This is a genomic window from Xanthomonas sp. 4461, from assembly GCF_024806475.1.
Lineage (GTDB): Bacteria > Pseudomonadota > Gammaproteobacteria > Xanthomonadales > Xanthomonadaceae > Xanthomonas > Xanthomonas arboricola_F.
Genome location: NZ_JANTYV010000001.1, coordinates 966,228 through 985,979, shown reverse-complemented (window position 1 = coordinate 985,979; position 19,752 = coordinate 966,228). Strand labels below are relative to the sequence as shown.

35 protein-coding genes and 1 tRNA gene are annotated in these 19,752 nt (G+C 64.7%); 18 read left to right on the top strand and 18 right to left on the bottom strand.

Features of this window, described 5'->3' with window-relative positions; all coding sequences use genetic code 11:
• Positions 1-147 precede the first annotated feature (147 nt).
• From tolB to FHY19_RS04290, 6 genes are all read left to right on the top strand, one after another.
• On the top strand, positions 148-1,467 hold the full coding sequence (gene tolB / locus FHY19_RS04315) for a Tol-Pal system beta propeller repeat protein TolB (protein ID WP_039423448.1): 1,320 nt from the start codon (positions 148-150) through the stop codon (positions 1,465-1,467).
• A gap of 57 nt (positions 1,468-1,524) precedes the next feature.
• Positions 1,525-2,043: a peptidoglycan-associated lipoprotein Pal gene (pal, locus tag FHY19_RS04310; protein WP_016904129.1), complete on the top strand. Its 519-nt coding sequence runs from the start codon at positions 1,525-1,527 to the stop codon at positions 2,041-2,043.
• Positions 2,044-2,049: 6 nt separating this feature from the next.
• Complete coding sequence (ybgF, locus tag FHY19_RS04305; RefSeq protein ID WP_259162073.1) at positions 2,050-2,868, top strand: tol-pal system protein YbgF; 819 nt, start codon at positions 2,050-2,052, stop codon at positions 2,866-2,868.
• A gap of 42 nt (positions 2,869-2,910) precedes the next feature.
• Positions 2,911-3,594 carry a 7-carboxy-7-deazaguanine synthase QueE gene (gene queE / locus FHY19_RS04300; protein WP_259162065.1) on the top strand — a complete coding sequence of 228 codons (684 nt, stop codon included), beginning with the start codon at positions 2,911-2,913 and terminating at the stop codon, positions 3,592-3,594.
• 118 nt (positions 3,595-3,712) lie between these two features.
• Positions 3,713-4,387: a 7-cyano-7-deazaguanine synthase QueC gene (gene queC / locus FHY19_RS04295; RefSeq protein ID WP_259152238.1), complete on the top strand. Its 675-nt coding sequence runs from the start codon at positions 3,713-3,715 to the stop codon at positions 4,385-4,387.
• 47 nt (positions 4,388-4,434) lie between these two features.
• Positions 4,435-4,510: transfer RNA gene (locus FHY19_RS04290), tRNA-Lys, on the top strand.
• Between the two features lie 58 nt (positions 4,511-4,568).
• Here FHY19_RS04290 and FHY19_RS04285 read toward each other — a convergent pair.
• The 10 genes from FHY19_RS04285 to FHY19_RS04240 are packed head-to-tail and all read right to left on the bottom strand — an operon-like array spanning position 4,569 to position 9,967.
• On the bottom strand, positions 4,569-5,594 hold the full coding sequence (locus tag FHY19_RS04285) for a tyrosine-type recombinase/integrase (protein WP_259162058.1): 1,026 nt from the start codon (positions 5,592-5,594) through the stop codon (positions 4,569-4,571).
• 1 nt (position 5,595) lies between these two features.
• Complete coding sequence (locus FHY19_RS04280; protein ID WP_259162051.1) at positions 5,596-5,808, bottom strand: DUF4224 domain-containing protein; 213 nt, start codon at positions 5,806-5,808, stop codon at positions 5,596-5,598.
• Complete coding sequence (locus FHY19_RS04275; RefSeq protein ID WP_259162049.1) at positions 5,805-6,158, bottom strand: hypothetical protein; 354 nt, start codon at positions 6,156-6,158, stop codon at positions 5,805-5,807. Before FHY19_RS04275 ends, FHY19_RS04280 begins: the two co-directional genes overlap by 4 nt.
• A complete protein-coding gene (locus FHY19_RS04270; protein ID WP_259162048.1) occupies positions 6,151-6,378 on the bottom strand; it encodes a hypothetical protein in 228 nt (75 codons plus the stop codon). The genes FHY19_RS04275 and FHY19_RS04270 overlap by 8 nt, the downstream gene beginning before the upstream one ends.
• The gene (locus FHY19_RS04265; RefSeq protein ID WP_259162046.1) at positions 6,371-7,462 is read right to left on the bottom strand and encodes a hypothetical protein; all 1,092 of its coding nucleotides are present in this window, start codon (positions 7,460-7,462) and stop codon (positions 6,371-6,373) included. The genes FHY19_RS04270 and FHY19_RS04265 overlap by 8 nt, the downstream gene beginning before the upstream one ends.
• Positions 7,463-7,465: 3 nt before the next feature.
• Positions 7,466-8,374, bottom strand: a complete 909-nt coding sequence (locus FHY19_RS04260; RefSeq protein ID WP_259162044.1) for a recombination-associated protein RdgC — start codon at positions 8,372-8,374, stop codon at positions 7,466-7,468.
• A gap of 8 nt (positions 8,375-8,382) precedes the next feature.
• The gene (locus FHY19_RS04255) at positions 8,383-8,766 is read right to left on the bottom strand and encodes a hypothetical protein (protein WP_259162043.1); all 384 of its coding nucleotides are present in this window, start codon (positions 8,764-8,766) and stop codon (positions 8,383-8,385) included.
• A complete protein-coding gene (locus FHY19_RS04250) occupies positions 8,763-9,392 on the bottom strand; it encodes a hypothetical protein (protein WP_259162042.1) in 630 nt (209 codons plus the stop codon). The genes FHY19_RS04255 and FHY19_RS04250 overlap by 4 nt, the downstream gene beginning before the upstream one ends.
• The gene (locus FHY19_RS04245; protein ID WP_259162041.1) at positions 9,385-9,735 is read right to left on the bottom strand and encodes a hypothetical protein; all 351 of its coding nucleotides are present in this window, start codon (positions 9,733-9,735) and stop codon (positions 9,385-9,387) included. Before FHY19_RS04245 ends, FHY19_RS04250 begins: the two co-directional genes overlap by 8 nt.
• Positions 9,728-9,967: a hypothetical protein gene (locus FHY19_RS04240; protein ID WP_259162040.1), complete on the bottom strand. Its 240-nt coding sequence runs from the start codon at positions 9,965-9,967 to the stop codon at positions 9,728-9,730. The genes FHY19_RS04245 and FHY19_RS04240 overlap by 8 nt, the downstream gene beginning before the upstream one ends.
• A 171-nt stretch (positions 9,968-10,138) precedes the next feature.
• On the opposite strand from FHY19_RS04240, the gene FHY19_RS04235 reads away from it, so the two are divergent.
• Positions 10,139-10,555, top strand: coding sequence for a hypothetical protein (locus FHY19_RS04235; protein WP_259162037.1), 417 nt, complete (start codon positions 10,139-10,141; stop codon positions 10,553-10,555).
• 125 nt (positions 10,556-10,680) lie between these two features.
• Here FHY19_RS04235 and FHY19_RS04230 read toward each other — a convergent pair whose 3' ends face one another.
• From FHY19_RS04230 to FHY19_RS04210, 5 genes are read right to left on the bottom strand one after another with little or no spacing between them, the layout of a single operon-like run.
• Positions 10,681-10,845: a hypothetical protein gene (locus FHY19_RS04230; RefSeq protein WP_259162036.1), complete on the bottom strand. Its 165-nt coding sequence runs from the start codon at positions 10,843-10,845 to the stop codon at positions 10,681-10,683.
• On the bottom strand, positions 10,842-11,210 hold the full coding sequence (locus tag FHY19_RS04225) for a hypothetical protein (protein ID WP_259162035.1): 369 nt from the start codon (positions 11,208-11,210) through the stop codon (positions 10,842-10,844). Before FHY19_RS04225 ends, FHY19_RS04230 begins: the two co-directional genes overlap by 4 nt.
• Positions 11,207-11,473, bottom strand: coding sequence for a hypothetical protein (locus FHY19_RS04220; RefSeq protein ID WP_259162033.1), 267 nt, complete (start codon positions 11,471-11,473; stop codon positions 11,207-11,209). Before FHY19_RS04220 ends, FHY19_RS04225 begins: the two co-directional genes overlap by 4 nt.
• Entirely contained in the window at positions 11,470-11,697 is a 228-nt protein-coding gene (locus FHY19_RS04215) for a hypothetical protein (RefSeq protein ID WP_259162032.1), read from the bottom strand. The genes FHY19_RS04220 and FHY19_RS04215 overlap by 4 nt, the downstream gene beginning before the upstream one ends.
• Positions 11,694-12,179 carry a hypothetical protein gene (locus tag FHY19_RS04210; protein WP_259162029.1) on the bottom strand — a complete coding sequence of 162 codons (486 nt, stop codon included), beginning with the start codon at positions 12,177-12,179 and terminating at the stop codon, positions 11,694-11,696. Before FHY19_RS04210 ends, FHY19_RS04215 begins: the two co-directional genes overlap by 4 nt.
• A 101-nt stretch (positions 12,180-12,280) precedes the next feature.
• On the opposite strand from FHY19_RS04210, the gene FHY19_RS04205 reads away from it, so the two are divergent.
• Together FHY19_RS04205 and FHY19_RS04200 are read left to right on the top strand one after the other, a co-directional pair.
• Positions 12,281-12,586: a hypothetical protein gene (locus FHY19_RS04205; protein WP_259162026.1), complete on the top strand. Its 306-nt coding sequence runs from the start codon at positions 12,281-12,283 to the stop codon at positions 12,584-12,586.
• Positions 12,587-12,620: 34 nt separating this feature from the next.
• Positions 12,621-13,073 (top strand): hypothetical protein, encoded by a 453-nt coding sequence (locus FHY19_RS04200; RefSeq protein WP_259162024.1) that lies wholly within the window; start codon positions 12,621-12,623, stop codon positions 13,071-13,073.
• Positions 13,074-13,131: 58 nt separating this feature from the next.
• On the opposite strand, the gene FHY19_RS04195 is transcribed toward FHY19_RS04200, so the two are convergent.
• The 3 genes from FHY19_RS04195 to FHY19_RS04185 form a co-directional block, all read right to left on the bottom strand.
• Positions 13,132-13,614 carry a type II toxin-antitoxin system YhaV family toxin gene (locus FHY19_RS04195; protein ID WP_259162022.1) on the bottom strand — a complete coding sequence of 161 codons (483 nt, stop codon included), beginning with the start codon at positions 13,612-13,614 and terminating at the stop codon, positions 13,132-13,134.
• Between the two features lie 10 nt (positions 13,615-13,624).
• Positions 13,625-13,825, bottom strand: coding sequence for a hypothetical protein (locus tag FHY19_RS04190; protein WP_259162020.1), 201 nt, complete (start codon positions 13,823-13,825; stop codon positions 13,625-13,627).
• Between the two features lie 256 nt (positions 13,826-14,081).
• Positions 14,082-14,780 carry a S24 family peptidase gene (locus FHY19_RS04185; protein WP_259162018.1) on the bottom strand — a complete coding sequence of 233 codons (699 nt, stop codon included), beginning with the start codon at positions 14,778-14,780 and terminating at the stop codon, positions 14,082-14,084.
• A gap of 75 nt (positions 14,781-14,855) precedes the next feature.
• On the opposite strand from FHY19_RS04185, the gene FHY19_RS04180 reads away from it, so the two are divergent.
• The 9 genes from FHY19_RS04180 to FHY19_RS04140 all read left to right on the top strand — a co-directional run bounded on the left by FHY19_RS04180 (position 14,856) and on the right by FHY19_RS04140 (position 19,752).
• On the top strand, positions 14,856-15,332 hold the full coding sequence (locus FHY19_RS04180; RefSeq protein ID WP_259162016.1) for a helix-turn-helix domain-containing protein: 477 nt from the start codon (positions 14,856-14,858) through the stop codon (positions 15,330-15,332).
• Positions 15,333-15,470: 138 nt separating this feature from the next.
• Complete coding sequence (locus FHY19_RS04175) at positions 15,471-15,944, top strand: phage regulatory CII family protein (protein ID WP_259162014.1); 474 nt, start codon at positions 15,471-15,473, stop codon at positions 15,942-15,944.
• Positions 15,944-16,219, top strand: coding sequence for a hypothetical protein (locus FHY19_RS04170; protein ID WP_259162003.1), 276 nt, complete (start codon positions 15,944-15,946; stop codon positions 16,217-16,219). Before FHY19_RS04175 ends, FHY19_RS04170 begins: the two co-directional genes overlap by 1 nt.
• Positions 16,216-16,518, top strand: a complete 303-nt coding sequence (locus FHY19_RS04165) for a hypothetical protein (RefSeq protein ID WP_259162001.1) — start codon at positions 16,216-16,218, stop codon at positions 16,516-16,518. Before FHY19_RS04170 ends, FHY19_RS04165 begins: the two co-directional genes overlap by 4 nt.
• Positions 16,515-17,435 (top strand): helix-turn-helix domain-containing protein, encoded by a 921-nt coding sequence (locus FHY19_RS04160; protein WP_259161998.1) that lies wholly within the window; start codon positions 16,515-16,517, stop codon positions 17,433-17,435. The genes FHY19_RS04165 and FHY19_RS04160 overlap by 4 nt, the downstream gene beginning before the upstream one ends.
• Entirely contained in the window at positions 17,428-17,934 is a 507-nt protein-coding gene (locus FHY19_RS04155; protein ID WP_259161996.1) for a hypothetical protein, read from the top strand. The genes FHY19_RS04160 and FHY19_RS04155 overlap by 8 nt, the downstream gene beginning before the upstream one ends.
• Entirely contained in the window at positions 17,931-18,578 is a 648-nt protein-coding gene (locus FHY19_RS04150; RefSeq protein ID WP_259161992.1) for a hypothetical protein, read from the top strand. Before FHY19_RS04155 ends, FHY19_RS04150 begins: the two co-directional genes overlap by 4 nt.
• Positions 18,575-19,042, top strand: coding sequence for a crossover junction endodeoxyribonuclease RuvC (locus FHY19_RS04145; protein WP_259161990.1), 468 nt, complete (start codon positions 18,575-18,577; stop codon positions 19,040-19,042). Before FHY19_RS04150 ends, FHY19_RS04145 begins: the two co-directional genes overlap by 4 nt.
• Positions 19,039-19,752 carry a phage antirepressor KilAC domain-containing protein gene (locus FHY19_RS04140; RefSeq protein ID WP_259161982.1) on the top strand — a complete coding sequence of 238 codons (714 nt, stop codon included), beginning with the start codon at positions 19,039-19,041 and terminating at the stop codon, positions 19,750-19,752. Before FHY19_RS04145 ends, FHY19_RS04140 begins: the two co-directional genes overlap by 4 nt.

Below are 19,752 nucleotides of genomic sequence, written 5' to 3'. Positions count from 1 at the left end.
AGCGCCCGACCGGCTCCGGGCCTGGCCGAGTTGCCCGGCCGCTCGACCGCTCGCCCCATTTTCACGTTGTCTCGTTCATGATTGCGAGTATGTTCACTCGCTGATTGGTATCCCTTGCACACTTTTCCTGCCCGATCCGAGCCGTCCATGAAAAAACCGCTGCGTTGGCTAGCTGCCCTGACCGCCCTGTTGTTGCCGCTGAGCGCACTCGCGCAACAGCAAGGGCTCACCATCGACATCGTGGGCGGTAGCGCCTCGGCGACGCCGATCACCGTTGTCCCCATGCCCTACCAAGGCTCGGGCACCGCGCCGCAGACGGATGTGTCGGCCGTCGTCGGTGCCGACCTGGATCGCTCCGGGCAATTCCGCACGTTGCCAGTTGCGCAGATCGTCGAAAAGCCGACCCGCGGCACGGAGGTGCAGTTCCAGACCTGGCGCACCCTCAAGCAGAACTACATCGTCGTCGGCCGCGTGATGGATGCGGGCGAGGGCGCGTACCGCGTCGAGTACGAATTGTTCGACGTGGCCAAGGGCGAGCGCATGCTCGGTCTGGCGATGACCGCGCGCGCCAATGCGATGCGCGACGTCTCGCACCAGATGGCCGATGCGATCTACGAAAAAATCACCGGCGTGCGTGGCGCGTTCTGGACCCGGATCGCCTACGTGACCGCCAGCGGCAAGGGCGGCGCGATGCGTTATGCGCTGATGGTCGCCGATTCGGACGGCTACAACCCGCAGACCATCGTGCGCTCGGCCGAGCCCTTGCTGTCGCCGAACTGGAGCCCGGACGGCAAGAAGCTGGCCTATGTGAGCTTCGAGCGCGGCAATTCCTCGATCTACCTGCAGGACATCGCCACCGGCGCACGTGAGCTGGTGTCCAGCTTCCGCGGCATCAACGGTGCACCGTCGTTCTCGCCGGACGGTCGCCGGCTTGCCCTGGCGCTGTCGCGCAGCGGCAACCCCGAGATCTACGTGATGGACCTGGGCAGCAAGCAGCTGACCCAGCTGACCAACCACTTCGGCATCGACACCGAGCCGACCTGGGCGCCGGATGGCGGCAGCATCTATTTCACCTCCGATCGTGGCGGCCGTCCGCAGATCTACCAGGTGGCTGCCAGCGGTGGCAGCGCCAACCGCGTGACCTTTCAGGGCAATTACAACGCGACCGCCAGTGTCTCGTTCGACGGCAAGAAGATTGCCGTTGCGCAGGGCAGCGGCAACAGCTACCGCATTGCGATGATGGATCGCAGCCTGGGTTCGCCTAGCTGGAGCACGCTGTCGCCGGGTTCGCTGGACGAATCGCCGAGCTTCGCGCCCAACGCCAGCATGGTGTTGTACGCCGCACGTGAGGGTGGCCGGGGTGTGCTTTACGCCGTATCCGCCGACGCTCGGGTCCGCCAGCGTCTGGTTCTGGCCGATGGTGATGTGAGAGAACCCGCTTGGGGGCCTTACCGAACCGCGCATTAATGTTAATATTTCGCTGCGTTAAACCACTCATTGGCCCAGAGCCTCCATAGGTATCCCATGAACAAGTCCACCCGCGTCTTGCTTGTCTCCCTGCTGTCCGTTGCCGTGCTGGCTGGTTGCTCGAAGAAGGTGAAGGAAACTCCGCCTCCCGCAACCGATACCACCGCCGGTTCTTCCGTTCCCACCGGCCCGTCCACCTCCGGCCTGTACGGCCCGGGCGACCTGGATACCGATGCCTGCCTGCGCCAGCGCGTGGTCTACTTCGATCTGGACCAGGACTCCCTGAAGCCGGAATTCCAGGCCATCATGGCGTGCCACGCCAAGTACCTGCGCGACCGTCCTTCCTCGCGCATCACCCTGCAGGGCAATGCTGACGAGCGCGGTTCGCGCGAGTACAACATGGGCCTGGGCGAGCGCCGCGGCAACGCTGTGTCGTCGTCGCTGCAGGCTGCCGGTGGCTCGGCCAGCCAGCTGACCGTCGTCAGCTACGGTGAAGAGCGTCCGGTCTGCACCGAAACCAGCGAAAGCTGCTGGTCGCAGAACCGTCGCGTTGAAATCGTGTACACGGCTCAGTAAGAAACGATGCGCTTTCGAGTGACATCTCTGTTCGTCGCGGCGGCCCTTGTGGTCGCCGCGCCGGCATACGCCCAGCGAGCCAGTCTCGCTGATCGTGTGGCGGTGCTCGAGCAGCAGCAGGCCAACAGTCAGGCCAACAACGATCTCCTCAATCAGCTGCAGCAGGCGCGTTCGGACCTGCAGGGCTTGCGAGCGACCGTGGAGCAGCTGCAGCACGACAACGAGCAACTCAAGCAGCAGTCCAAGGATCAGTATCTGGATCTGGACGGACGCCTGAATCGGCTGGAAGGTGCAGGTGGCGCAACCCCGCCATTGCCATCGCCCACCGGCAGCGTCACACCCGCCCCGGCTCCGGCCGCGCGGCCTGCAGCGGCGGCCACTTCCGAGAAGCCGCCGTCCGTGCATGGCGATGCAGGTACGCTGGCCATCAGCAACGATGAGCGCACCGCCTACAACGTCGCGTTCGATGCATTGAAGAACGGCAAGTACGACGACGCGTCGCAGCTGTTCCTGAGCTTTCTCGAGCTCTATCCCAATGGTGTCTACACCCCCAATGCGCTGTATTGGCTTGGTGAGAGTTATTACGCCACACGCAATTTCCAGCTTGCCGAGGCGCAGTTCCGCGATCTCGTCAGCCGCTATCCCACGCATGACAAGGCCGCTGGCGGTCTGTTGAAGCTCGGCCTGTCGCAGTACGGCGAAGGCAAGAACAACGAAGCCCAGCAAACCTTGCAGCAGGTCGTCTCGCAGTATCCCGGCTCCGATGCAGCACGTGTGGCCCAGGAACGCTTGCAGTCCATCCGCCTAGGCCAGCAACTGCGCTGAGCCCGCGCGCCGCCGCCCGTTGGCGCGGCGCATACTTTGCCCATGAACGCCGCCGCCGTCCCCAGCGAGATCGTCCAGTCGCCATTGCCGCGATTGAAGATCACCGAAATTTTCCTGTCCCTGCAAGGCGAAGCCGAGGCGGCTGGCTGGCCCACCGTGTTCGTGCGCCTGACCGGCTGCCCGTTGCGGTGCACCTACTGCGACACCGCCTACGCCTTCCATGGCGGCCAGTGGCATGACATCGACGCGATCGTGGCCGAAGTCACCAGCCATGGCGTGCGGCACGTCTGCGTGACCGGCGGTGAGCCGCTGGCGCAAAAGCGCTGCCTGGTACTGCTGCAGAAGCTCTGCGATGCCGGTTTCGATGTCTCGCTGGAAACCTCCGGCGCACTGGATGTCTCCGAGGTCGATGCGCGCGTCTCGCGTGTGGTCGACATCAAGACCCCCGCCTCCGGCGAAGCACAGCGCAACCGCTGGGACAACCTGGCATTGCTGACCGCACGCGACCAGATCAAGTTCGTGATCTGCAGCCGCGCAGATTACGAGTGGTCGCGCGAGATTGTCGCCGCGCATGCGCTGGACCGCCGCTGCACGGTGTGGTTTTCGCCCAGCAAGGGCGAGGTCACGCCTCGGGAGCTGGCCGACTGGATCGTCGCCGATCGCCTGCCGGTGCGCTTTCAGATGCAGCTGCACAAGATCCTCTGGGACGACGAGCCGGGCCGCTAAGGGCGGCAAACAGCCGGCACCTCGCGTGCCGATGTGCACGCCGAATGGACGACGCCGTCGCGGCCTGGCGCCGACCCTGCTAGCCTTTGCGTCTTGATGTTGTCGATGCCTTCCTGAAATGAAAAAAGCTGTCGTTCTGTTGTCCGGAGGCATGGACTCCGCCGCCGTCATTGCGCTTGCGCAGGAGCAGGGTTTTGCCGTGTACGCGCTGAGCGTGCGCTACGGTCAACGTCATACCTCCGAGCTGGATGCCGCCGCACGCGTTGCCGCAGCGCAGGGCGTGGTCGCGCACAAAGTGGTCGACGTGGATCTGCGCAGCATCGGCGGCTCGGCGCTCACCGACGACATCGAGGTGCCGGACGCAGGCGGCGATGGCATTCCGGTCACCTATGTACCGGCCCGCAACACCATCATGCTGTCGCTGGCGCTGGGCTGGGCCGAAGTGGTCGGCGCCAACGACCTGTTCTGCGGCGTCAATGCGGTGGATTACTCCGGCTATCCCGACTGCCGCCCCGAGTTCGTACGCGCCTTCGAAGTGCTGGCCAACCTCGCCACCAAGGCCGGCGTGGAGGGCGCCGGGCTGCGCGTGCACGCGCCGCTGCAGTTCCTCAGCAAGGCCGACATCGTGCGCGAAGGCGTGCGCCTGGGCGTGGACTTCGGCCTGACCGTGTCCTGTTACCGCGCCGACGCCGCCGGCCGCGCCTGCGGCCACTGCGACGCCTGCCGGCTGCGCGCAGCCGGCTTCGCCGATGCCGGCGTTCAGGACCCCACGCATTACACGATTTCGTCTTGACGCCCGTGTAGGGTAGAATGCGCACCCCGACGCGCAGTCGGGTCAGTGGGCCGTTAGCTCAGTCGGTAGAGCAGAAGACTTTTAATCTTTTGGTCGATGGTTCGAATCCATCACGGCCCACCATATACAGCAAGCCTTTCCGGCATCTACCACGCTCCGCAATCCGGCATCCGCTCCGCAATTATCGCGTTGGTGTGGTGCGCGCGCCGCGGCGCTTTCGCACATAGTGCTCCGTCATTGTGATGTTCTTGTGGCCCAGCTGAGACTGCGCTTGCCGCATGTCACCGCTCGAATCTGCCTTGTCCGTGCCCGCCTTGGCGCGCAGATCCCGGAACTGAAAATCGGCCTTGACGATGCCGGCCGCGAGCCGCGCCTGATCGAATCGATACCTGAGAGCGTCCCGGCCGATCGGCATCCCGTTGCTGTCCACCAGCAGACGCGTACTGCGCACGGAGTGTCTGCGCTTGCGCTCCATGATCGCGGTGATCAGCTTCTCCAGCTCGCCCGATACCGTCATGTCGACCATGGCCCGGGTCTTCGACTGGCGAACACGCAGCACGCCGCCCTGCAGGTTCCGCTCATCCATGACATACACGTCCGATGGCCGCTGGCCCGTGAGGTAGGCCAGGTCCATTGCGTCCTTCAGCACCTGGTCGGCGGCGTCGTACACCTTCGAGTAGAGCTCGTCGTCGATGTACACGTCTCGGCCCTTCTCGCGGTTGCGGCTGACGCCGGCGCACGGGTTGGGCAGGTCGGTGTATCCCTTGTTGCGTGCCCAGTTCCAGATATGCGACAGCAGCGCCTTCTCACGGTTGGCAGCGATCTTGGCTGTCTTGCGCCAATCCATGTACTGGCGCACGTGCAGCGGCCGGATCGTCTCGAAAGCAACTGGCGGATCGTCGAAGAAGGCGAGCAGGCGGCCGAGCTCATTGATGTTGACGCGCTGGGTCTTCTCGCCCTTCGTGGGGATCACCTCGACGCGGTAGCGATCGGCCACCTGCCGGAACGTAACCGCTGCCTCGGTAGGAATCCGATTTGCCTGCTCAAGTTCTGCCCACTGTTTGATAGCCAGGCCGTAATCGCTGCCCAGCGGCGTTTCCTTGCGCGGCCGGCCGCCCAAGTCGTAGTAGTAGTGCACGACGCCGGACTTCTGCCGGCGCGCGCGCAGCCGCGGCACGGCGCCGGGCTTCGTTGGTCGTCTTCCCACGTCAGGCTACCTTGTTCGATTTCCATGGTGCGGCAGCGGCGCCGGCGGACTTCGACGCTGCTGGGTCAATCGCTGACCGCAGCACCACGGGTCGCCCGTGCGCGTCGAGATAGTGCCGAATGCCGTTCTGCCGCAAGAACGCGATCTGGCGCGCGCGCTGGGGCGTGCGACACAAGTCGGCTACCTCATCGCGAGATAGGCACAGCTCGCTCATCGTGTTTTCTCCGGGAGCAGGTATTGCGTGTCGATGTTCCAGCCGGCCTCGCGCGCGCCGAGCAGCCGCAGCTCGGCCGCGTCGAACTCGTCCAGCCGCAGGAACGCGATAGCCGCATCGATGTGGCCCGGGGCAATGGCGCCGCCCTTGCAGAAGCGGTCGTAGACGTTCTGTACGCAGCACTGCCACGGCGCGGCCAGATCCTGGATGCGTTTTCCCTCTTCCAACAGATGTCGCTTCAGGAGCTGGCGCACGGTGGCCTTGCCCACCGGCACACGGATGGGACGGCCGCCCACGGCCAAGCCGTTGTTGCGCGATTGGCGGGGCAGGGAGCGGGAGCCGTCAGCCATTACGCACCTCTGTGTTGGTCGTGATCGCCTTGATGGACGCCACGCCCACGATGCGCACGTTCTCGTTCTGCAGCGCGCGACGCAACTTGCCTATGGCGCTTTCCGATGCCTGCCGGTAGACCTGCGCCAGGTCGCAACCGTCTCCCCAGGATCCGGCACGGACCTCGACGGTCACCTGCACTAGTGCAGAGGTGGACGTGCGGATGGTCGGCTTAGCCATTGCGCTGCTCCTTCGCCGCTGCCGGCTGGGGGTGGGTGGCGAGGTCTGCAAGGAACGAGCGAACCTGCCGCCACTCACTGTTGCGATAGCTGCCGGCGGCGTAGATTCGCGGTTCGCACAAGTTATGGCCGTCGCGCGCAATGAAGTCCTTGCAGCCCTGTTCGGTGAAGCAGGCGGTGACAAAATCCCAGTAGTGCGCCTCGGCCGCGCGGCGCCAGCCATCAGGGGTTTCCCCGGTCTCGGCAAACTCGGCATCCAGGCGTGCTGCATCCTCCGCGCAGGCCTCGCCATCCCCATCCACCCACACCATGCGGTCGTGGTCGCACTCAGGGTCAGCGGCATACATGCGCTTCTGCTGCACGATGAAAATCGGCGCATCGGTGCTCCGGTTGTTCTGCGTGCGGATCAATTCGCCGATTGTCTCTAGCTCCACCGGCACAGCAGCAGGCGCGGGCGGGGTGGCGCTGGTGAGGAACAGCAAACGCTGGCCCTCTTCGGGGTAGTAATTCAGCTCAGCAATCTCGCGGGCGCCGCGCAATACCGGGGCCTTTCCTGGGTACTGCGTCGCCCATCCACTCCAACCCTCATCATCCACCGGCACAGCAGCAGGCGGGGGCGGGGCGGTGTAGAGGTCCAAATATTGTATCTGGCTTCGCAGCGGCAACTGCGCTGATTCAGCGGGAGCGGGCCCGAACTTAAACACACAGCCGGGGCCAGACCATTCACGCTGCGCGCTTTGACTATCGGGGTCGCTGCTCACAACTCGGAATATATGGCCGAAAGGCTCCTGCCCCACCGGCTGGCGGGCGGCGTCTTTCAACTCACGAATGGCGATAACGATTTCAGCACTTCCATTTGAGCATTCTTTCTCTTCGTCTGTGAATCCGAGCTCGTTCTGCACATCGTTGATGACGCTCACAAGCAGATCAACAAACCCCCGATCCACCAACTGGCGGGTGTGCAAGGCATCAAGCACGACGCGCAGGTCGTCACGCCACTCTTCGTCGATTCCAGCGACGTAGCCACGCTCCATACGCGCGACCGCCGACTGCAACTGTCCGGAATTGCCGAATTGTTCGTTCATCGCTTAGCCCTCCACCTTCGACAGGCGCAGCGCCTGCTCGAGCACCAGGAACAGGCGGCGTATCTCGGCCGACTGCAAGGCGAAGCGCGCATCCAGCTCGGCGCGCGCGCCATCGCCCTCTGCGGTCTCCAGTTGATCCATGGCGTCGTCCAGCAGCTTGAACTTGCGCACCACCAGATCCTCGCCCAGGACGAACGACTGGTTGTCGTCCAGCACCAGCGCCAGCCTGGTGACCTGCTTGCCGGCCTCCAGGTGTTTCTCGATCTCATCACCGCGCAGCTCTTGGTGCTGGCACTTCACGATGGCGCCGCCCTCGATCGGGTCGCGCAGCTCGGCCTCCTCGCCGATGCTCAGCGATGCCGGCAGCGGCTCGCCGGCAATCCAGCCGGTGAGCACGGCGCGCGGCGCGACCTCGGCGTTGAGGGGCAGGGCCGGGAAGCTGCCGAGCATGCCGCGGATCTCCGACACCACGCTTTCGCCGACCTTGCGGCTGGACGTGTTGACGATGGCCACGCCGTGGGCGAGGTCGAGGATCACGTCGGTGCGCGAGTTGCGCACGAAGGCCTTAGGCAGCAGCTCGTGGATGATGTCGTCCTTGAGGCGCTTGCGCGAGCGGCCGCCGACACGGCCACCTGTTGCCTTCTCGATCTGCGCGCACTTCTGCTCGAGCGCGTCGTTGATGACGGCGCCGGGCAGCATCTTGTCCTGGCCGCCGACGGCCAGCCACAGGAAGTCGCCGATCCGGTGTGACAGCTGCTCGGTCTCCTCGCGGCCGAAGGGCGAGATGAAGCCTCGCGATGACATCTCCAGCGGGCCGACCGGCTTGAGGGCGCACTGCGGCAGCAGCTCCTCGACGGCGGAGAGGTCGAGGGAGGCGGGGAAGCGGAACATGGTGAGGTTGCGAAAGAACATGGGCGGTCCTAATTGGATTCGGAGAGGGCGATGCGCTCGCGCATCTGCGTAACTTCGTCGGGGTGCTCGGCGCGCCACGGCGCCCAGCTGGGGTCGGTGAGCTTCCAGCGCAGCCACTCGTCGACGTCGGGCGTGGGCTTGAAGGGATCGCGATGCATATAGAGGCAGGCGATGCAGAGCTCGGCGTTGCTGCGGCGGCTGTTGGCGAACTGTCTGTGCTCCGCGCAGAAGAAGAGGCCGCACCCGTGCGTGCCGCCGTCGGGCTCACCGCCGCAGATGTGGCCCAGGCCGCGATCTATCTCTGCAGTGCAGCCAGGGTGGTCGCACGTCGCCGGCACGCCGTAGCCGACGTCCCGCTTCCACCGCGCGGAATAACCGACAGCCCAGCTCATGGCGTCACCTGCTTGAAGCCGATGACCCACACCCAGGGGTTGGCGTCCCAGTCGCCGCCGGTGCTGGTCCAGATGTCGCGGAAGGCGAAGCCGGCCGGTCGCTCCACGCGGGCATTCGCGAACCCTTCGACGCTGCTTGGGGCCACGCCCTCGGCCAGCGCATCGGCCTCGCTGATTGCATGCAGCCGCTCGACGCGCACGTCGGTGATCTCCAGCAGCAAGCGGCATGCGGAGCGCGGCATGTGGATGTTTGGGCAGGTGTCGCGGGTGTACCACCAGAGCTGCCAGGCGCCGTCGTAGCCGTTGCCCGTTCCAGTCGGGTAACAGACCGGCTCCTGATCAGCGCTGTAGCGCGCGAGCTCTGCAGAATCGCTGGTGGTGCGGTCTACGTGGGTCGTCTCCCGAACCCACAGCCGGTCGCCGGGCTGGCCGAAGGGGCAGGGCACCCAGCCATCCCACTCACCGCCTGTGACGTAATCGGGATACCACGGCCATAGTGAGCCGTCGTCGCGCTCCTCGAGCTGCCACGAATATCGCGGTTTCACCGCGCGCCGGGTCTGCGTCTTCGCGCCGGACAGGATGGCGCGCACCTCGTGTGCTTTGAGGCGGATGGGGCGCTCACGCATGGGCGGGTCCTCGGCTCGTCAGCCACTGCCCGAAGGTCAGGCCCGAGTCCGCAGCCAGGAATGCTCGATAACGGCGCTGACCGGCTGTCAGCGGGGCGGCTGGAGCGGGGCGCGCCGCCACACGTCCCTCGGCGGTCACGGTGAAGATGTCGTCGCCACCAGAGAGGGCGCCGCCGTTGCGTCGCTGCATGAGGCCGAGGTCGACCAGTTGCATGCACGTGGGGTGGTCACTGCTGCCAGCGCCGGTGACGAAGTGGTTTCGGTAGCTCGGGTTGCGTCCGTCCTCGCCGGTGCCCAGCGAGTGGCGCAGGACATGCAGTTCCGCGGGCGTGAGGTCACGCATGGGATTGCTCCTTGTCGATCGCCGCGAAGTGCTGCGGCAGCTGTGTGAGGTCTGGGCGCTGGCCGTTGCGCCAGGCGGTCTGGTAGTGGCGGCCGAACTGCTCGCGGAGCTGTTCGATCTCGCGGGCTTCGGGCGAGAGGAGGGCGCGACGCAGCTGCCGGGCGTTCTCGTAGCGGTGGAGGCGCGCGGCGGCGGTGATGTCCGGCGCCATGCCGGCGAGGTCGTGCTGCACGATGGCGTCGAGGCCGCGGCCGAGGAGGGCAATCGCGCTAAAGCGGTGAGCAGGTGGACGGCTATGTGACCGCCCGCAAAGCAGTGCGCCTATTAGTTGGCGCAATCTAGGACTTGTGGTTCCTTTGGTATTGGTCCAGCTTTGGCCGTCACGCCCACTTGGAGAGATCGCATGCGGTTGAGCTCGGATGAAATCGTGCGCATGGTAAGTCTTGGAAAATTGGCACGAGGTCTTTATCCGGGCCCGACGGCTATGAAGAGCCTTGGAGCCGAGGGGCTTGCATGGCAATCCATCGATAATGACCAGCAATTCGGGATTACGTTCGAAGGGAAAAATGAGCTTTTCCGACTGGCTAGCCGGGAGGCGGAAGTTGAATTTGAGCCAGCTCCAGATGCAGTTGCTTCGAGCGACCAAGTGCCGGGGGTTGAAGGGAAGACAGACGAAATATTGAGCACTCTTGCCGACGACAACTACGCGTCTGGCAGTCTTGAATGCACGTCCAAAGACCTCGTTGACGCGTATCAAGTAGTCGCCCACTCCAACGGACCAAACTGGGGTCCGGGAACGAAGCCCAAAATTAAAATTTGACTTCAGAAGGCTGGACCGATCACTGCCGGCGCACGATCTGAGTAACCATCGATAAAGGGCGGCACACTGGAAGGGCAGGCAGCCAATAGCCATGGGTGCGTCCTGTTCCAAGCCATGAGGGGTGTTCACTTCGTGATCAACCTGGTGGTGTAGGGGACGATGGTTTCGGCGCGGCGCGCGACGGCGCGCTCCTGGCTGGCGGTGCCTTGCCAGATGCGCCACGGGTGGGCGCCGGGCTTCTTGGCGCGCTCAATCGCCGCGCGCTGTGCCGGGGTCTGCGTGGTGCTCATGCGTGCGCACGCTGTGCGTAGGGCGCCAGCGGCGGCGCGATCGGCGGGAGGTTGCGCGGCAGGTCCTCGGCCGGCAGCACCGGCGCGACGGCATCGGCGATCGCCTCATACCAGCACTTCAGTTCCCGCCAGCTTTCTTCCGGCAAGTCGATGAAGGCGCCGCGCACGTAGATGTAATAACCCTTGGCGACGTCCGGTTCGGGCGCCACGAAGTCGATACCGTGGGTGCGGCCGATGACAATCGACACGGACGGCACGCCGCGCACGAGCGACTGCAGCAGCCAGCTATTGCTGGTGCCGTTCCAGCGCAGGTCCACGTCGTAGTGGAAGCCCTTCACCGTGTGGCGGTAGGACTGGCGGCTCATGCGGCACCCCCGGCGGCGCGCAGCGCCTCGTCGAATTCGTCGAACGCCACGCGGATGGGGTGGCGGACGTGCACGGCGTCGGGGCTGCTGACGTTGGCGATCGCGATGGCGTGCTCAAGGTCGGCGGAGAGCTGGCGGCCTTTCTCGAACAGGTCGGCCACCGCTGCGTGTGCCGCCATCTGGGCGATGCTGGCCTGGCCGGCGTCTGCCTCGCGCTGGCCTGCCTGGACCAGCACCGACAGCACATCAACCGATGCGCTCATGCGGCACCGCCTGCGCGGGCCAGCGCGGTGCGAAGGTCGGCCAGATCTCCTGTGCCATCTGCGCAGCGTCGCGCTGCATCGAGAAGGTCGGCCACAGCGTCCCGGGCAGAGGCGAGATCCTGCAGCAGCTCCCGGGCCTTCGGATCGCCGGCCAATCCAGCGACCATCCTTGCCTGACCGTTGGCGCGATCCAGCACCTCCAGAACATCGACGGACGCGCTCACGGCTGCACCTCGACGAAGGCCAGGCCATGCATGACGCACTGCGCATGCGCGGTGGCCGGGAAGGCAGCGGCATCGGCCGGCATCACCGCGTTGGCGCGGGCGCAGGAGTCGGGCAGGGCGTAGTCGCCGGCATCCACTGCGTCCACGGCGTCGAGCGCTTCCTGCCAGCGGCGTGGGGTGAAGTCGCCACCGGTGAGGGCAGCGGCCACGCCCTCGGCGCAGTCCGGCACGCGGCCGGCGGTGGCGAAACCATTGAGGGCGGCGCGGGCGATGCCTGCGCGCAGGCTCCAGTCGTCAACGGTGGCCAGCTCGTAGACGGACAGCGCGGCGCAGAAGCGCGGCGAGGTGATCGACAGCTGTTCGGGGATGCCCTCACCGGTGGCGGTGGTGGGCTCTGCGGCGGGCTGGCCGGTGACGGCGCAGCCTGCGGCCAGTGCGGCGGCGAGTGCCAGGCAGGTGAGGCGAGCGGTGACGGCGCGCATCTGAGTCTCCGTGCCCCGCGGCGGAATGCCGTGTTACTGGGGCGACGGGATTAAATTAGGTCAAACCTAATATGCCGTCAATAGGTTCAACCTAATATTTTATGAAGTGGTTCATTCGTACCAAGATTCCGCTGTTTGTTACTATCTCGTTAGCTGGAGGGATGCGGCCCCTTGCCGCCGGGCAGACGACAGGAAGTGCGATGGCTGAGGACAAAAAGGGTGGTTACTGCGACAACTGCGAGAAGTCGGTTGTTGTCTTTAGGAAGGGGACAAACCACATCCTGCACCTGCTCATGTCGGTCGTGACAGCGGGCTTCTGGCTAATCATCTGGGTGCTTTCGGCGATCAAGTTTGGTGGGTGGAGATGCACTGAATGTGGCTCCACACGCGTACGAAAGATCCGCTAACAGGCAGCGCCCAAGCCAAGAAGAGGAACCAGCTATGCGCAAGGTTTTGACAATCGCGGCTGCCCTGGCAGTAGGAACGCTATCCGGCTGCGTGCAGCCCACCAAGCAACCACGCCCGGATCAGGTCAGTGCCGTACCTTCAGATCGGCTGTTCGACTTCGGCGCACAGGCCGCTCCTACCGGATCGATCGCGGTGACGCGTGACGTGGGTCTGGTCGGCGCGGGCTGCTATCTGGGGCTCTACGTCGACGGCAAGCCAGCCGCTCACTTCGAGACAGGCGAGCGAGCCGTGATCTCACTGAGCGCTGGCCGGCACGTCATCACGTCGCGATCGGTGGGTGGGAAAGGGCTTTGCGGGGCAAACAGCGAGAGTCGTCAGGTGGCGCGCAGCCATAGCGCAGAGATCTTTGTTGAAGCGGGCCAAGTGCGCTCCTACCGGATCCACACCAGGCTGGAGGGCGAGGCCACGATCGAGCCAGTGCTCTAGCCAAGAAGCACCAGACCCCACAAAGCAAAAACCCCGCCGGGGCGGGGTCGTTGTCGAGTCAGGACGCTGATTGCAGCGCCTTTGAGGCGCTGCGCAGGGATTCGAAGCTATTGGGAACCGTGCCGTTTTCAACCATTGCCTTGAAAACGGCATAGCAATCTGTCTTCGCGCCTTCTTTTCGCAGGGTGAAGTCGTCATTTAGCCAAGCATAGATCACTGTCTGCGGAGCATATGACCTGAACTGGAAGAACAGGCGGTACCGCTCGGGGATATGCTTCTTCACGCGCCGCCAATGCCTCAGATCCTTACCCAGGGTGTTCCCCTGAAGGAAATCGTTGTGCATAGGATTGGCCGGCACCACCTGGGTTATGGCCTTGTTGACGCAAACCACCAGCTTGACGACCGGATGTGACCGGTAGCCATCCGGATCTGCAGAACGAACGCGCTTAGCTTCCTCGAGCAACCCCCTAAGGCGATCAGCAAACAAGTCGAAGCTGTAAAGCGCCCAGCCATTAATTTGGGTCAACTCATCCTGAGCCATGCGCTATTCCTTAGCCTTGGAGAAGCTCGTGCTCGTGGCAGATCTCAGCCTCGTCGCAGAAAGCCTGCAACTCCTGCAAAAGAGCAGCAGACAGGGGGCGGACATGGTGGGGGTTGCCCGCCATATCAGAGTCGATCAAAGTGAGGAACTGCCCATCGAGAGCGTCGCTCTGCTGCCGGGCGGAAAAGTCGATTACCTGAGCATTAGCCATGAGGTATCCCTTCTAATTTTTGTGACGGCTAGGACTCCATCCCATGGGTCCTGGGTGTCAACCAGAGTTGACATGTCGCGCAGTGTACAGATGTTTCGATAAAACGAAATGAACTTTCGTTACACGATTTGTCGAATTAACAAGTTGTCAAAACGCGTCACAAACTGACGCGCCAACTCTGGGATCACCAGCTGTATCGGCCAAATGCTAGGTTCCTTGAGGCCTCGCTGCCAGCCGAAACAGGTGGGCGGAACAGTCAATCTCGCCAGCCGCCCACCCAGTGGACTCGGCCGATGATAGTGATCGGGTGCTTCTTGGAGGCCATGGGCTTGGGCTTGCGCCACTGGTGGTCGCCTGACGGGTTGTCGCTTTGGAAGTAGACGCCGGCCTCGAGCACGAGGGCGCGTTTGACGTAGTACTCGGGGTTGGCCATGCCGTCGACCTGAATGACGTACAGGGTGCCATCGACAGGGCGGGTGTCCGAGGTATCGAACAAGATGGCGTCGCCGTCCTGGATCGTCGGCTCCATGGAATCGCCTTTGCCGTAGTAGACGGCCAGGTCGCGGCCGAGGATGCCGCGGCGGCGAAGGCTGGTCTTCTTGAACTTGAGGCTGTGGGTCTCGGCGTACTCCTGCGCCTCCGCGCCCGCGCCCAGGCCGGCGGCCTGCGACCAGCCGGTCACGTCCGCATAGTCATCGTCGACGTCCGGCTGGCTGCGATCGCCAAAGTACAGCTGGTCGAAGCTCACGCCATGATCAGCCGCGATGCGCCTCGCCGTGTCTATCTCCGGGCGGAACTTGCCGTTCAGCCAGTCATTGGCGGTCACGTTCGACACCTTGTACTGGCGCTGCAGGTAAGCGCCAGCCCCGCGCCGGGGCACGTTGTGGCTCGAAAGCAGCTCTACCAGGCGGCGGCCAAAGTCCGGCGCGTCCTTGTCGGGGGGTCTCTTAGGCATAGCCTAAATGATGCCTTCAGAAATATTAGGTTTGCCCTGTTGCTTGTTTATTAGGGCAGACCTAATATGGTCCGCATGGACAGCCAAACCCCCTTGCAGAAAGCAATCGTCGCCGCAGGTTCGCAGCAGAACCTGGCGAACCAATTGGGCATTCGATCGGCATCCATCAGCGAATGGAAATCGCGCGGCCGCATTCCGGTTGAGCGCGTTCGATTGATCGAGTCGGTGACCGGAATCAGCAAGCACGAGCTGAGACCCGACATCTTTGGCCCCAACCCAGCTCCGGCCGCTTGTGAGCAGGGCGATAGCGTCAAACAGGTCAGCGCGGGCATCACCAAACGCTCGCTGCGCGCAAAGCTCGGCCTTGCGAACGACGCAGGCCTGGCCGTGTTGCTGAAGCTGCCACGCGACCAGGTCGACGCCTGGGGCGAGGACGAGCACCTGCCCGCGCTGCCCGCCGTCCTGGCGCTGGTCGAGCCGCCGCCGATCAACGCACCCAAGGCTCCGTCCGATCTGGACGCAGACCGAATCGTGCAGATCGAGACGAGTTGATGGAGGTCTACGGCGTAATGCGTTCCGACCCTCCTTGACCCCGCCGGCCTCGGCCGGCGCATTTCCCGCGCAGTTGTTCTCCATGGCCGTGATGTTGCCGGCCGCCGTCACTCGAAACCACGTTCAGGCAGAAACCCGATGAACATCACCGACGCCGCATACCACACCGTTCACTCCTATCCGGGCGGCAGCGTTGCACTTGCAACGCGCTTGATCACCACGAAGGACGACGGCCGCGAGCGCGCCATGTCCGACGCGGTGCTGCGTAGCAAGGTCAACCCGAACACCAGCACGCACCACCTGACGCTGGCCGAGGCCAGCCAGATCATGGGCGTCACCGGCGATGACCGGATCCTGCACGCGCTGGCCGCCGAACACGGCTACACGCTGACGCGCACTGAGGCACCGACAAGCGGCTCGATGCTGGCCGCTCTGCTTTCGGCATCGTCTGCCAAGGGCAAGCTGTCGCAGATCATCGGCGAGGCGATCGACGACGGCCGCATCACCGCCAACGAGGCTGCCGAGATTGCTGCCGCCTGTGGCGACGCGCAGGCGCAGTTGGCACAGGTCGCCCAGCACGCGCGCGCTGCCGCGCAAGCAGGGGTGCAGTGATGTCCTGGGCATCCAAGCATCCGCTGGTGCAGCAGTTGAACCAGATGACGCCGGAAGGGCTAAGAGGCAAAGAGCTGTCGCCGCTTGAGTCCCTGCGTTCCATGGTGGAAACCACGCGCTGCATCCGCGAATCCGTGAGCTGTCAACGTGCCGCGACAGTGAGCTTCTTCAAGCGCGACCAGCTCGCAGTGCGCCTAAAGCACCTCGATCAGCGGATCGCGTATTGGGAAGCGCGCGCCGAAGAGCTGGAAACGCAGCAGGGCGGCCGGAAATGAAGTCCACAAGTTATCCCCAGCAGCTGGCCGTACCAGCAACCAAGGGTGTTTTGCATGATGCGCGCCGTCATCAAGAGCCGGTGCGAAACATGTCGAGACGTCAGGTGTGGAATCTCCTGAAGCAGGGCTGCAACGCGGCCGAGATTGCGGCCGCTGCGCATGTCAGCGATGCGGTCGCCGCTTCGATGATTGATGAAGCGCTGGGCCGCGTGCGCGGTGAGTCGCTGCGCGAGCAGGATCGGCAGCTTGCAGACCATCGAGTGGGCCATGCGCTCGGCGGTGTGGTGATCAGCCTATGAGCGCCAAGGTGACCGGCATGGTTTTCGAGCGCTATCCGACCGGTGGCGGCGAGATGTTGCTCGCGCTTGCGCTGGCAGACCACGCGCACGACGACGGCACGCACATCTATCCATCGATCGCACTTCTTGCAGCGAAGACGCGGCAGTCAGAGCGCTCCGTGCAGTACCAGCTGCGCCGCATGGAGGCTTCGGGTTGGCTGATCCTCATAAATGACGGGCTCGGCGGTCGAAGCAACGGATTCAAAGAGGGCGGCAAGACCCGCCAGTACCGCATCAATCCCGAATGGATGAAGGGTGCAGATATTGCACCCTTGGGTGGCGGTCAATGTTCCACGGGAAAGGGTGCAGATTTTGCACCGTTGAAGGGTGCAAAACGCGGAGCAAAAGGGTGCAAAACAGCGTCCGAAAGGGTGCAAAACGGTGCTGAAAAGGGTGCAAAGCTTTTGCACCCGAACCAAGAGCAACCAAAAGCAACCAAGAGCAATAACCACACACCACACATCGTCGAAGGCTTCGTTGGTGCTGCGCAGGGTGTGTGTGGAACACAGGCAGGTTCCATCGCAGCAGCGTTGAACCGAGCAGCCCTGTCGCTCAACCGGCCAGGCCTGCGCACCACCAGCCAGCACCCCGACCTGATCGCCGCAGCGGCTGAAGGCGTCACCGCCCAGCACCTGCTCGAGCTGTCCGACGTCTACCCGGACAAGCCGGCCGGCTACCTGATCACCGCGGCTCGCCGCCAGCGCGCCACCGGCGCCAACACCATCACCTCCGGAGCATCCGCCCATGCAATCCCTCGCGAGAGCGCTTCCGAGCGCACCCTCCGCCTTTCGCTCGAAGCCATCGAACGCGAGCGGACCAGCGGCGCCGGCGCCGATTTCCTTGACGCTGATTTCCACCGTTTGGACTCGCATGTCTGAGATCTACGGGTTGAAGTGGACGCGCGAGTACGGCGCTGACGCATCGAAGGGCGCGGGCAACACTTGGGCGAAAGCGCTCGCTGGCTTGACGGCTGAGCGGCTGGGCGCCGGTATTGCGGCGTGCATTGCCTCCGCGGATCCGTGGCCGCCGACGCTGCCCGAGTTTCGCGCGCGCTGCCTGGGCGTGCCGAGCCTGGCGCAGGTGTCCAACGAGCTGCGCAATGGCGGCGACCGCAGCGGCTTCACTGTGCTGGTGGGCTTTAAGCTGGACGGATACCGTTACCGCGGCGCCAGCGCGAGTGACGCTGACCGGATGGTGCGTGAGGCGTACGAGCTGGCACGTGAGCACGTCATGCGCGGCGGCGAGGTGCCGGAGCCGGCCGCCACGGCGCTGCCGCCGCCCGCGAAGGTGCCGGAAGTGGTGGACCGCGACGCGGCGCGTGCGGCGTTGGAGCGTGCAGCCGCGGAGCTTGGCGACGCAACGGCGGTGCAGGCATGAAGGCCTATCCCGCACGCATTCGCGAATGGCTCAAGGCCAATCCAGGCGCCCACACGCCGCAGGTGATCCTCGATGCGATGGGTGTGCCCGCTGGCGCGAAACGGCGCCGGGCGTACTACAGCGCGATGAAGGACAACGCTGACGCGGGATACCTGGATCGCACCGGTACCGGGCGGCGCACGGCGTATTCGTTCGTTGCCGATCCAAACCCGCGTATCGCGCCGACCGACAAAGCTGTGATCGCAGCCAGGGCCAAGCAGAAGCGCGATTACATGAACGCTCGGCACTGGGCTCAGGGCGGGCGCACTCAGGAACAGCGCCGGATCGACGAAGCACTGCGCAAGTCCGCCCGGCTGGAGCGGATGGCGCTGGAGAAACAGCAGCGGACCGACGCGCGCGCGAGGCGCAAGGTTGTGAAGGAGCGCCAGCGTCAGGCCGCTGCGGCGCGCGTGCAGCGGCGGGCGAAGGCCACAGCTCAGGCCGTGATCGCGGTGCGCAAGGCCTCGGCTCCTGTCGTTACCAGGCCGGCCCCTATGGCGCCCCGCGCGCGCGCGCAGAGCGTCGAAGAGTTCATCCGCGCCGGCGGGCAGGTGGTCCGCTTGCCGGGCATTGAGCAGCACATCCGCGATAGGAGCAACGCATGAGCTACGTCATTGGTATCGATCCGGGCTGCTCGGGTGCTTTGGTCGTGCTGCAAAGCGCCGCCCAGCCGTTGCCTGTCGAGTGGATCCGCATGCCGACCCTCAAGGTCGGCCAGTCAACGCGGGTAGACGCCGCAGCAGTGGCCCGCTTCCTTCAGGACTTCGACACCGGCCACGTCTTCATTGAGCAGGTGCATGCGATGCCGAAGCAGGGTGTGTCGAGCGTCTACACCTTCGGGCACGCGGCCGGGGTTGTGGAGGGTGTGGCCGCGGCCATGATGCTGCCGGTGACGCTGGTGACCCCGCAGGCGTGGAAGAAACGCGCCGGGCTGATCGGATCGGAGAAAGACGCAGCGCGCAGCCGCGCTATCCAGCTGTGGCCGCGCTGGGCTGACCTGGGGAAGAAGGCTGCCGGCCAGGCCTTCGCCGACGCAGCGTTGATCGCGCGCTACGGGAGCCAGCCATGAGCCAACTCACCATCGCCGGCGATCCGCCGGCCATCACCAGTCGCGATATTGCCGAGCTGGTGGACTCCCGCCACGACAGCGTCAAGCGCGCGATTGAGCGGCTTGTCACCAGCGGCGTCATAGCTTTTCCACCATTGGTGGAAAAGGCCACCGCAGGTAGGCCCGGGGCTGAATTTGTGTTTTCGGGCCAGCAGGGCAAGCGCGACAGCATCGTGGTGGTGGCGCAGCTGTCGCCGGAGTTCACCGCGCGCTTGGTCGACCGCTGGCAGGAGCTGGAGCGCCGCGTCGCCGCGCCGGCCGATCCGCTGGCGCTGCTGTCGGACCCGGCCGCGCTCCGTGGGCTGCTGGCCAGCTATGCCGGCCGCGTCGAGGAGCTGACACCCAAGGCTGACGCGCTGGACCGGATCGCGACCGCGCGTGGATCGATGCCGCTGCGCGAGGCGGCCAAGGCGCTGCAGATCCCGGAGCGCGAATTCCTGTCGCTGCTCGAGCAAAAGAAGTGGATCTATCGCAATCCCTTCTCCACCACGTGGCTGGCCTACGCCGGCCGGCTGCACAGCGGCTGCCTGGAGCACAAGGTCACCACCGGCGCCAAGCCGGACGGCAGCGAGTGGGTGCGCACGCAGGTGCGCGTTACCGCAAAGGGCCTCACCAACCTGGCCAAGGCGCTCGGCGCGCCGGCCGCGCTTTCCACCATTACGCACCACTGA

What these genes read in the sequence shown, in the direction of transcription:
- FHY19_RS04165 (WP_259162001.1), top strand. Translation starts at nt 16,216, where the DNA reads ATGAAGTCCACAAGTTATCCCCAGCAGCTGGCCGTACCAGCAACCAAG.
- queC (WP_259152238.1), top strand. Translation starts at nt 3,713, where the DNA reads ATGAAAAAAGCTGTCGTTCTGTTGTCCGGAGGCATGGACTCCGCCGCC.
- FHY19_RS04280 (WP_259162051.1), bottom strand. Translation starts at nt 5,808, where the DNA reads ATGAGCGAGCTGTGCCTATCTCGCGATGAGGTAGCCGACTTGTGTCGC.
- tolB (WP_039423448.1), top strand. Translation starts at nt 148, where the DNA reads ATGAAAAAACCGCTGCGTTGGCTAGCTGCCCTGACCGCCCTGTTGTTG.
- pal (WP_016904129.1), top strand. Translation starts at nt 1,525, where the DNA reads ATGAACAAGTCCACCCGCGTCTTGCTTGTCTCCCTGCTGTCCGTTGCC.
- FHY19_RS04265 (WP_259162046.1), bottom strand. Translation starts at nt 7,462, where the DNA reads ATGAACGAACAATTCGGCAATTCCGGACAGTTGCAGTCGGCGGTCGCG.
- FHY19_RS04245 (WP_259162041.1), bottom strand. Translation starts at nt 9,735, where the DNA reads ATGCGTGACCTCACGCCCGCGGAACTGCATGTCCTGCGCCACTCGCTG.
- FHY19_RS04155 (WP_259161996.1), top strand. Translation starts at nt 17,428, where the DNA reads ATGTCTGAGATCTACGGGTTGAAGTGGACGCGCGAGTACGGCGCTGAC.
- FHY19_RS04225 (WP_259162035.1), bottom strand. Translation starts at nt 11,210, where the DNA reads ATGAGCCGCCAGTCCTACCGCCACACGGTGAAGGGCTTCCACTACGAC.
- FHY19_RS04260 (WP_259162044.1), bottom strand. Translation starts at nt 8,374, where the DNA reads ATGTTCTTTCGCAACCTCACCATGTTCCGCTTCCCCGCCTCCCTCGAC.
- FHY19_RS04270 (WP_259162048.1), bottom strand. Translation starts at nt 6,378, where the DNA reads ATGGCTAAGCCGACCATCCGCACGTCCACCTCTGCACTAGTGCAGGTG.
- ybgF (WP_259162073.1), top strand. Translation starts at nt 2,050, where the DNA reads ATGCGCTTTCGAGTGACATCTCTGTTCGTCGCGGCGGCCCTTGTGGTC.
- FHY19_RS04195 (WP_259162022.1), bottom strand. Translation starts at nt 13,614, where the DNA reads ATGGCTCAGGATGAGTTGACCCAAATTAATGGCTGGGCGCTTTACAGC.
- FHY19_RS04150 (WP_259161992.1), top strand. Translation starts at nt 17,931, where the DNA reads ATGAAGGCCTATCCCGCACGCATTCGCGAATGGCTCAAGGCCAATCCA.
- FHY19_RS04235 (WP_259162037.1), top strand. Translation starts at nt 10,139, where the DNA reads ATGCGGTTGAGCTCGGATGAAATCGTGCGCATGGTAAGTCTTGGAAAA.
- queE (WP_259162065.1), top strand. Translation starts at nt 2,911, where the DNA reads ATGAACGCCGCCGCCGTCCCCAGCGAGATCGTCCAGTCGCCATTGCCG.
- FHY19_RS04170 (WP_259162003.1), top strand. Translation starts at nt 15,944, where the DNA reads ATGTCCTGGGCATCCAAGCATCCGCTGGTGCAGCAGTTGAACCAGATG.
- FHY19_RS04220 (WP_259162033.1), bottom strand. Translation starts at nt 11,473, where the DNA reads ATGAGCGCATCGGTTGATGTGCTGTCGGTGCTGGTCCAGGCAGGCCAG.
- FHY19_RS04275 (WP_259162049.1), bottom strand. Translation starts at nt 6,158, where the DNA reads ATGGCTGACGGCTCCCGCTCCCTGCCCCGCCAATCGCGCAACAACGGC.
- FHY19_RS04145 (WP_259161990.1), top strand. Translation starts at nt 18,575, where the DNA reads ATGAGCTACGTCATTGGTATCGATCCGGGCTGCTCGGGTGCTTTGGTC.
- FHY19_RS04190 (WP_259162020.1), bottom strand. Translation starts at nt 13,825, where the DNA reads ATGGCTAATGCTCAGGTAATCGACTTTTCCGCCCGGCAGCAGAGCGAC.
- FHY19_RS04200 (WP_259162024.1), top strand. Translation starts at nt 12,621, where the DNA reads ATGCGCAAGGTTTTGACAATCGCGGCTGCCCTGGCAGTAGGAACGCTA.
- FHY19_RS04180 (WP_259162016.1), top strand. Translation starts at nt 14,856, where the DNA reads ATGGACAGCCAAACCCCCTTGCAGAAAGCAATCGTCGCCGCAGGTTCG.
- FHY19_RS04255 (WP_259162043.1), bottom strand. Translation starts at nt 8,766, where the DNA reads ATGAGCTGGGCTGTCGGTTATTCCGCGCGGTGGAAGCGGGACGTCGGC.
- FHY19_RS04140 (WP_259161982.1), top strand. Translation starts at nt 19,039, where the DNA reads ATGAGCCAACTCACCATCGCCGGCGATCCGCCGGCCATCACCAGTCGC.
- FHY19_RS04205 (WP_259162026.1), top strand. Translation starts at nt 12,281, where the DNA reads ATGAAGTGGTTCATTCGTACCAAGATTCCGCTGTTTGTTACTATCTCG.
- FHY19_RS04185 (WP_259162018.1), bottom strand. Translation starts at nt 14,780, where the DNA reads ATGCCTAAGAGACCCCCCGACAAGGACGCGCCGGACTTTGGCCGCCGC.
- FHY19_RS04210 (WP_259162029.1), bottom strand. Translation starts at nt 12,179, where the DNA reads ATGCGCGCCGTCACCGCTCGCCTCACCTGCCTGGCACTCGCCGCCGCA.
- FHY19_RS04160 (WP_259161998.1), top strand. Translation starts at nt 16,515, where the DNA reads ATGAGCGCCAAGGTGACCGGCATGGTTTTCGAGCGCTATCCGACCGGT.
- FHY19_RS04175 (WP_259162014.1), top strand. Translation starts at nt 15,471, where the DNA reads ATGAACATCACCGACGCCGCATACCACACCGTTCACTCCTATCCGGGC.
- FHY19_RS04230 (WP_259162036.1), bottom strand. Translation starts at nt 10,845, where the DNA reads ATGAGCACCACGCAGACCCCGGCACAGCGCGCGGCGATTGAGCGCGCC.
- FHY19_RS04250 (WP_259162042.1), bottom strand. Translation starts at nt 9,392, where the DNA reads ATGCGTGAGCGCCCCATCCGCCTCAAAGCACACGAGGTGCGCGCCATC.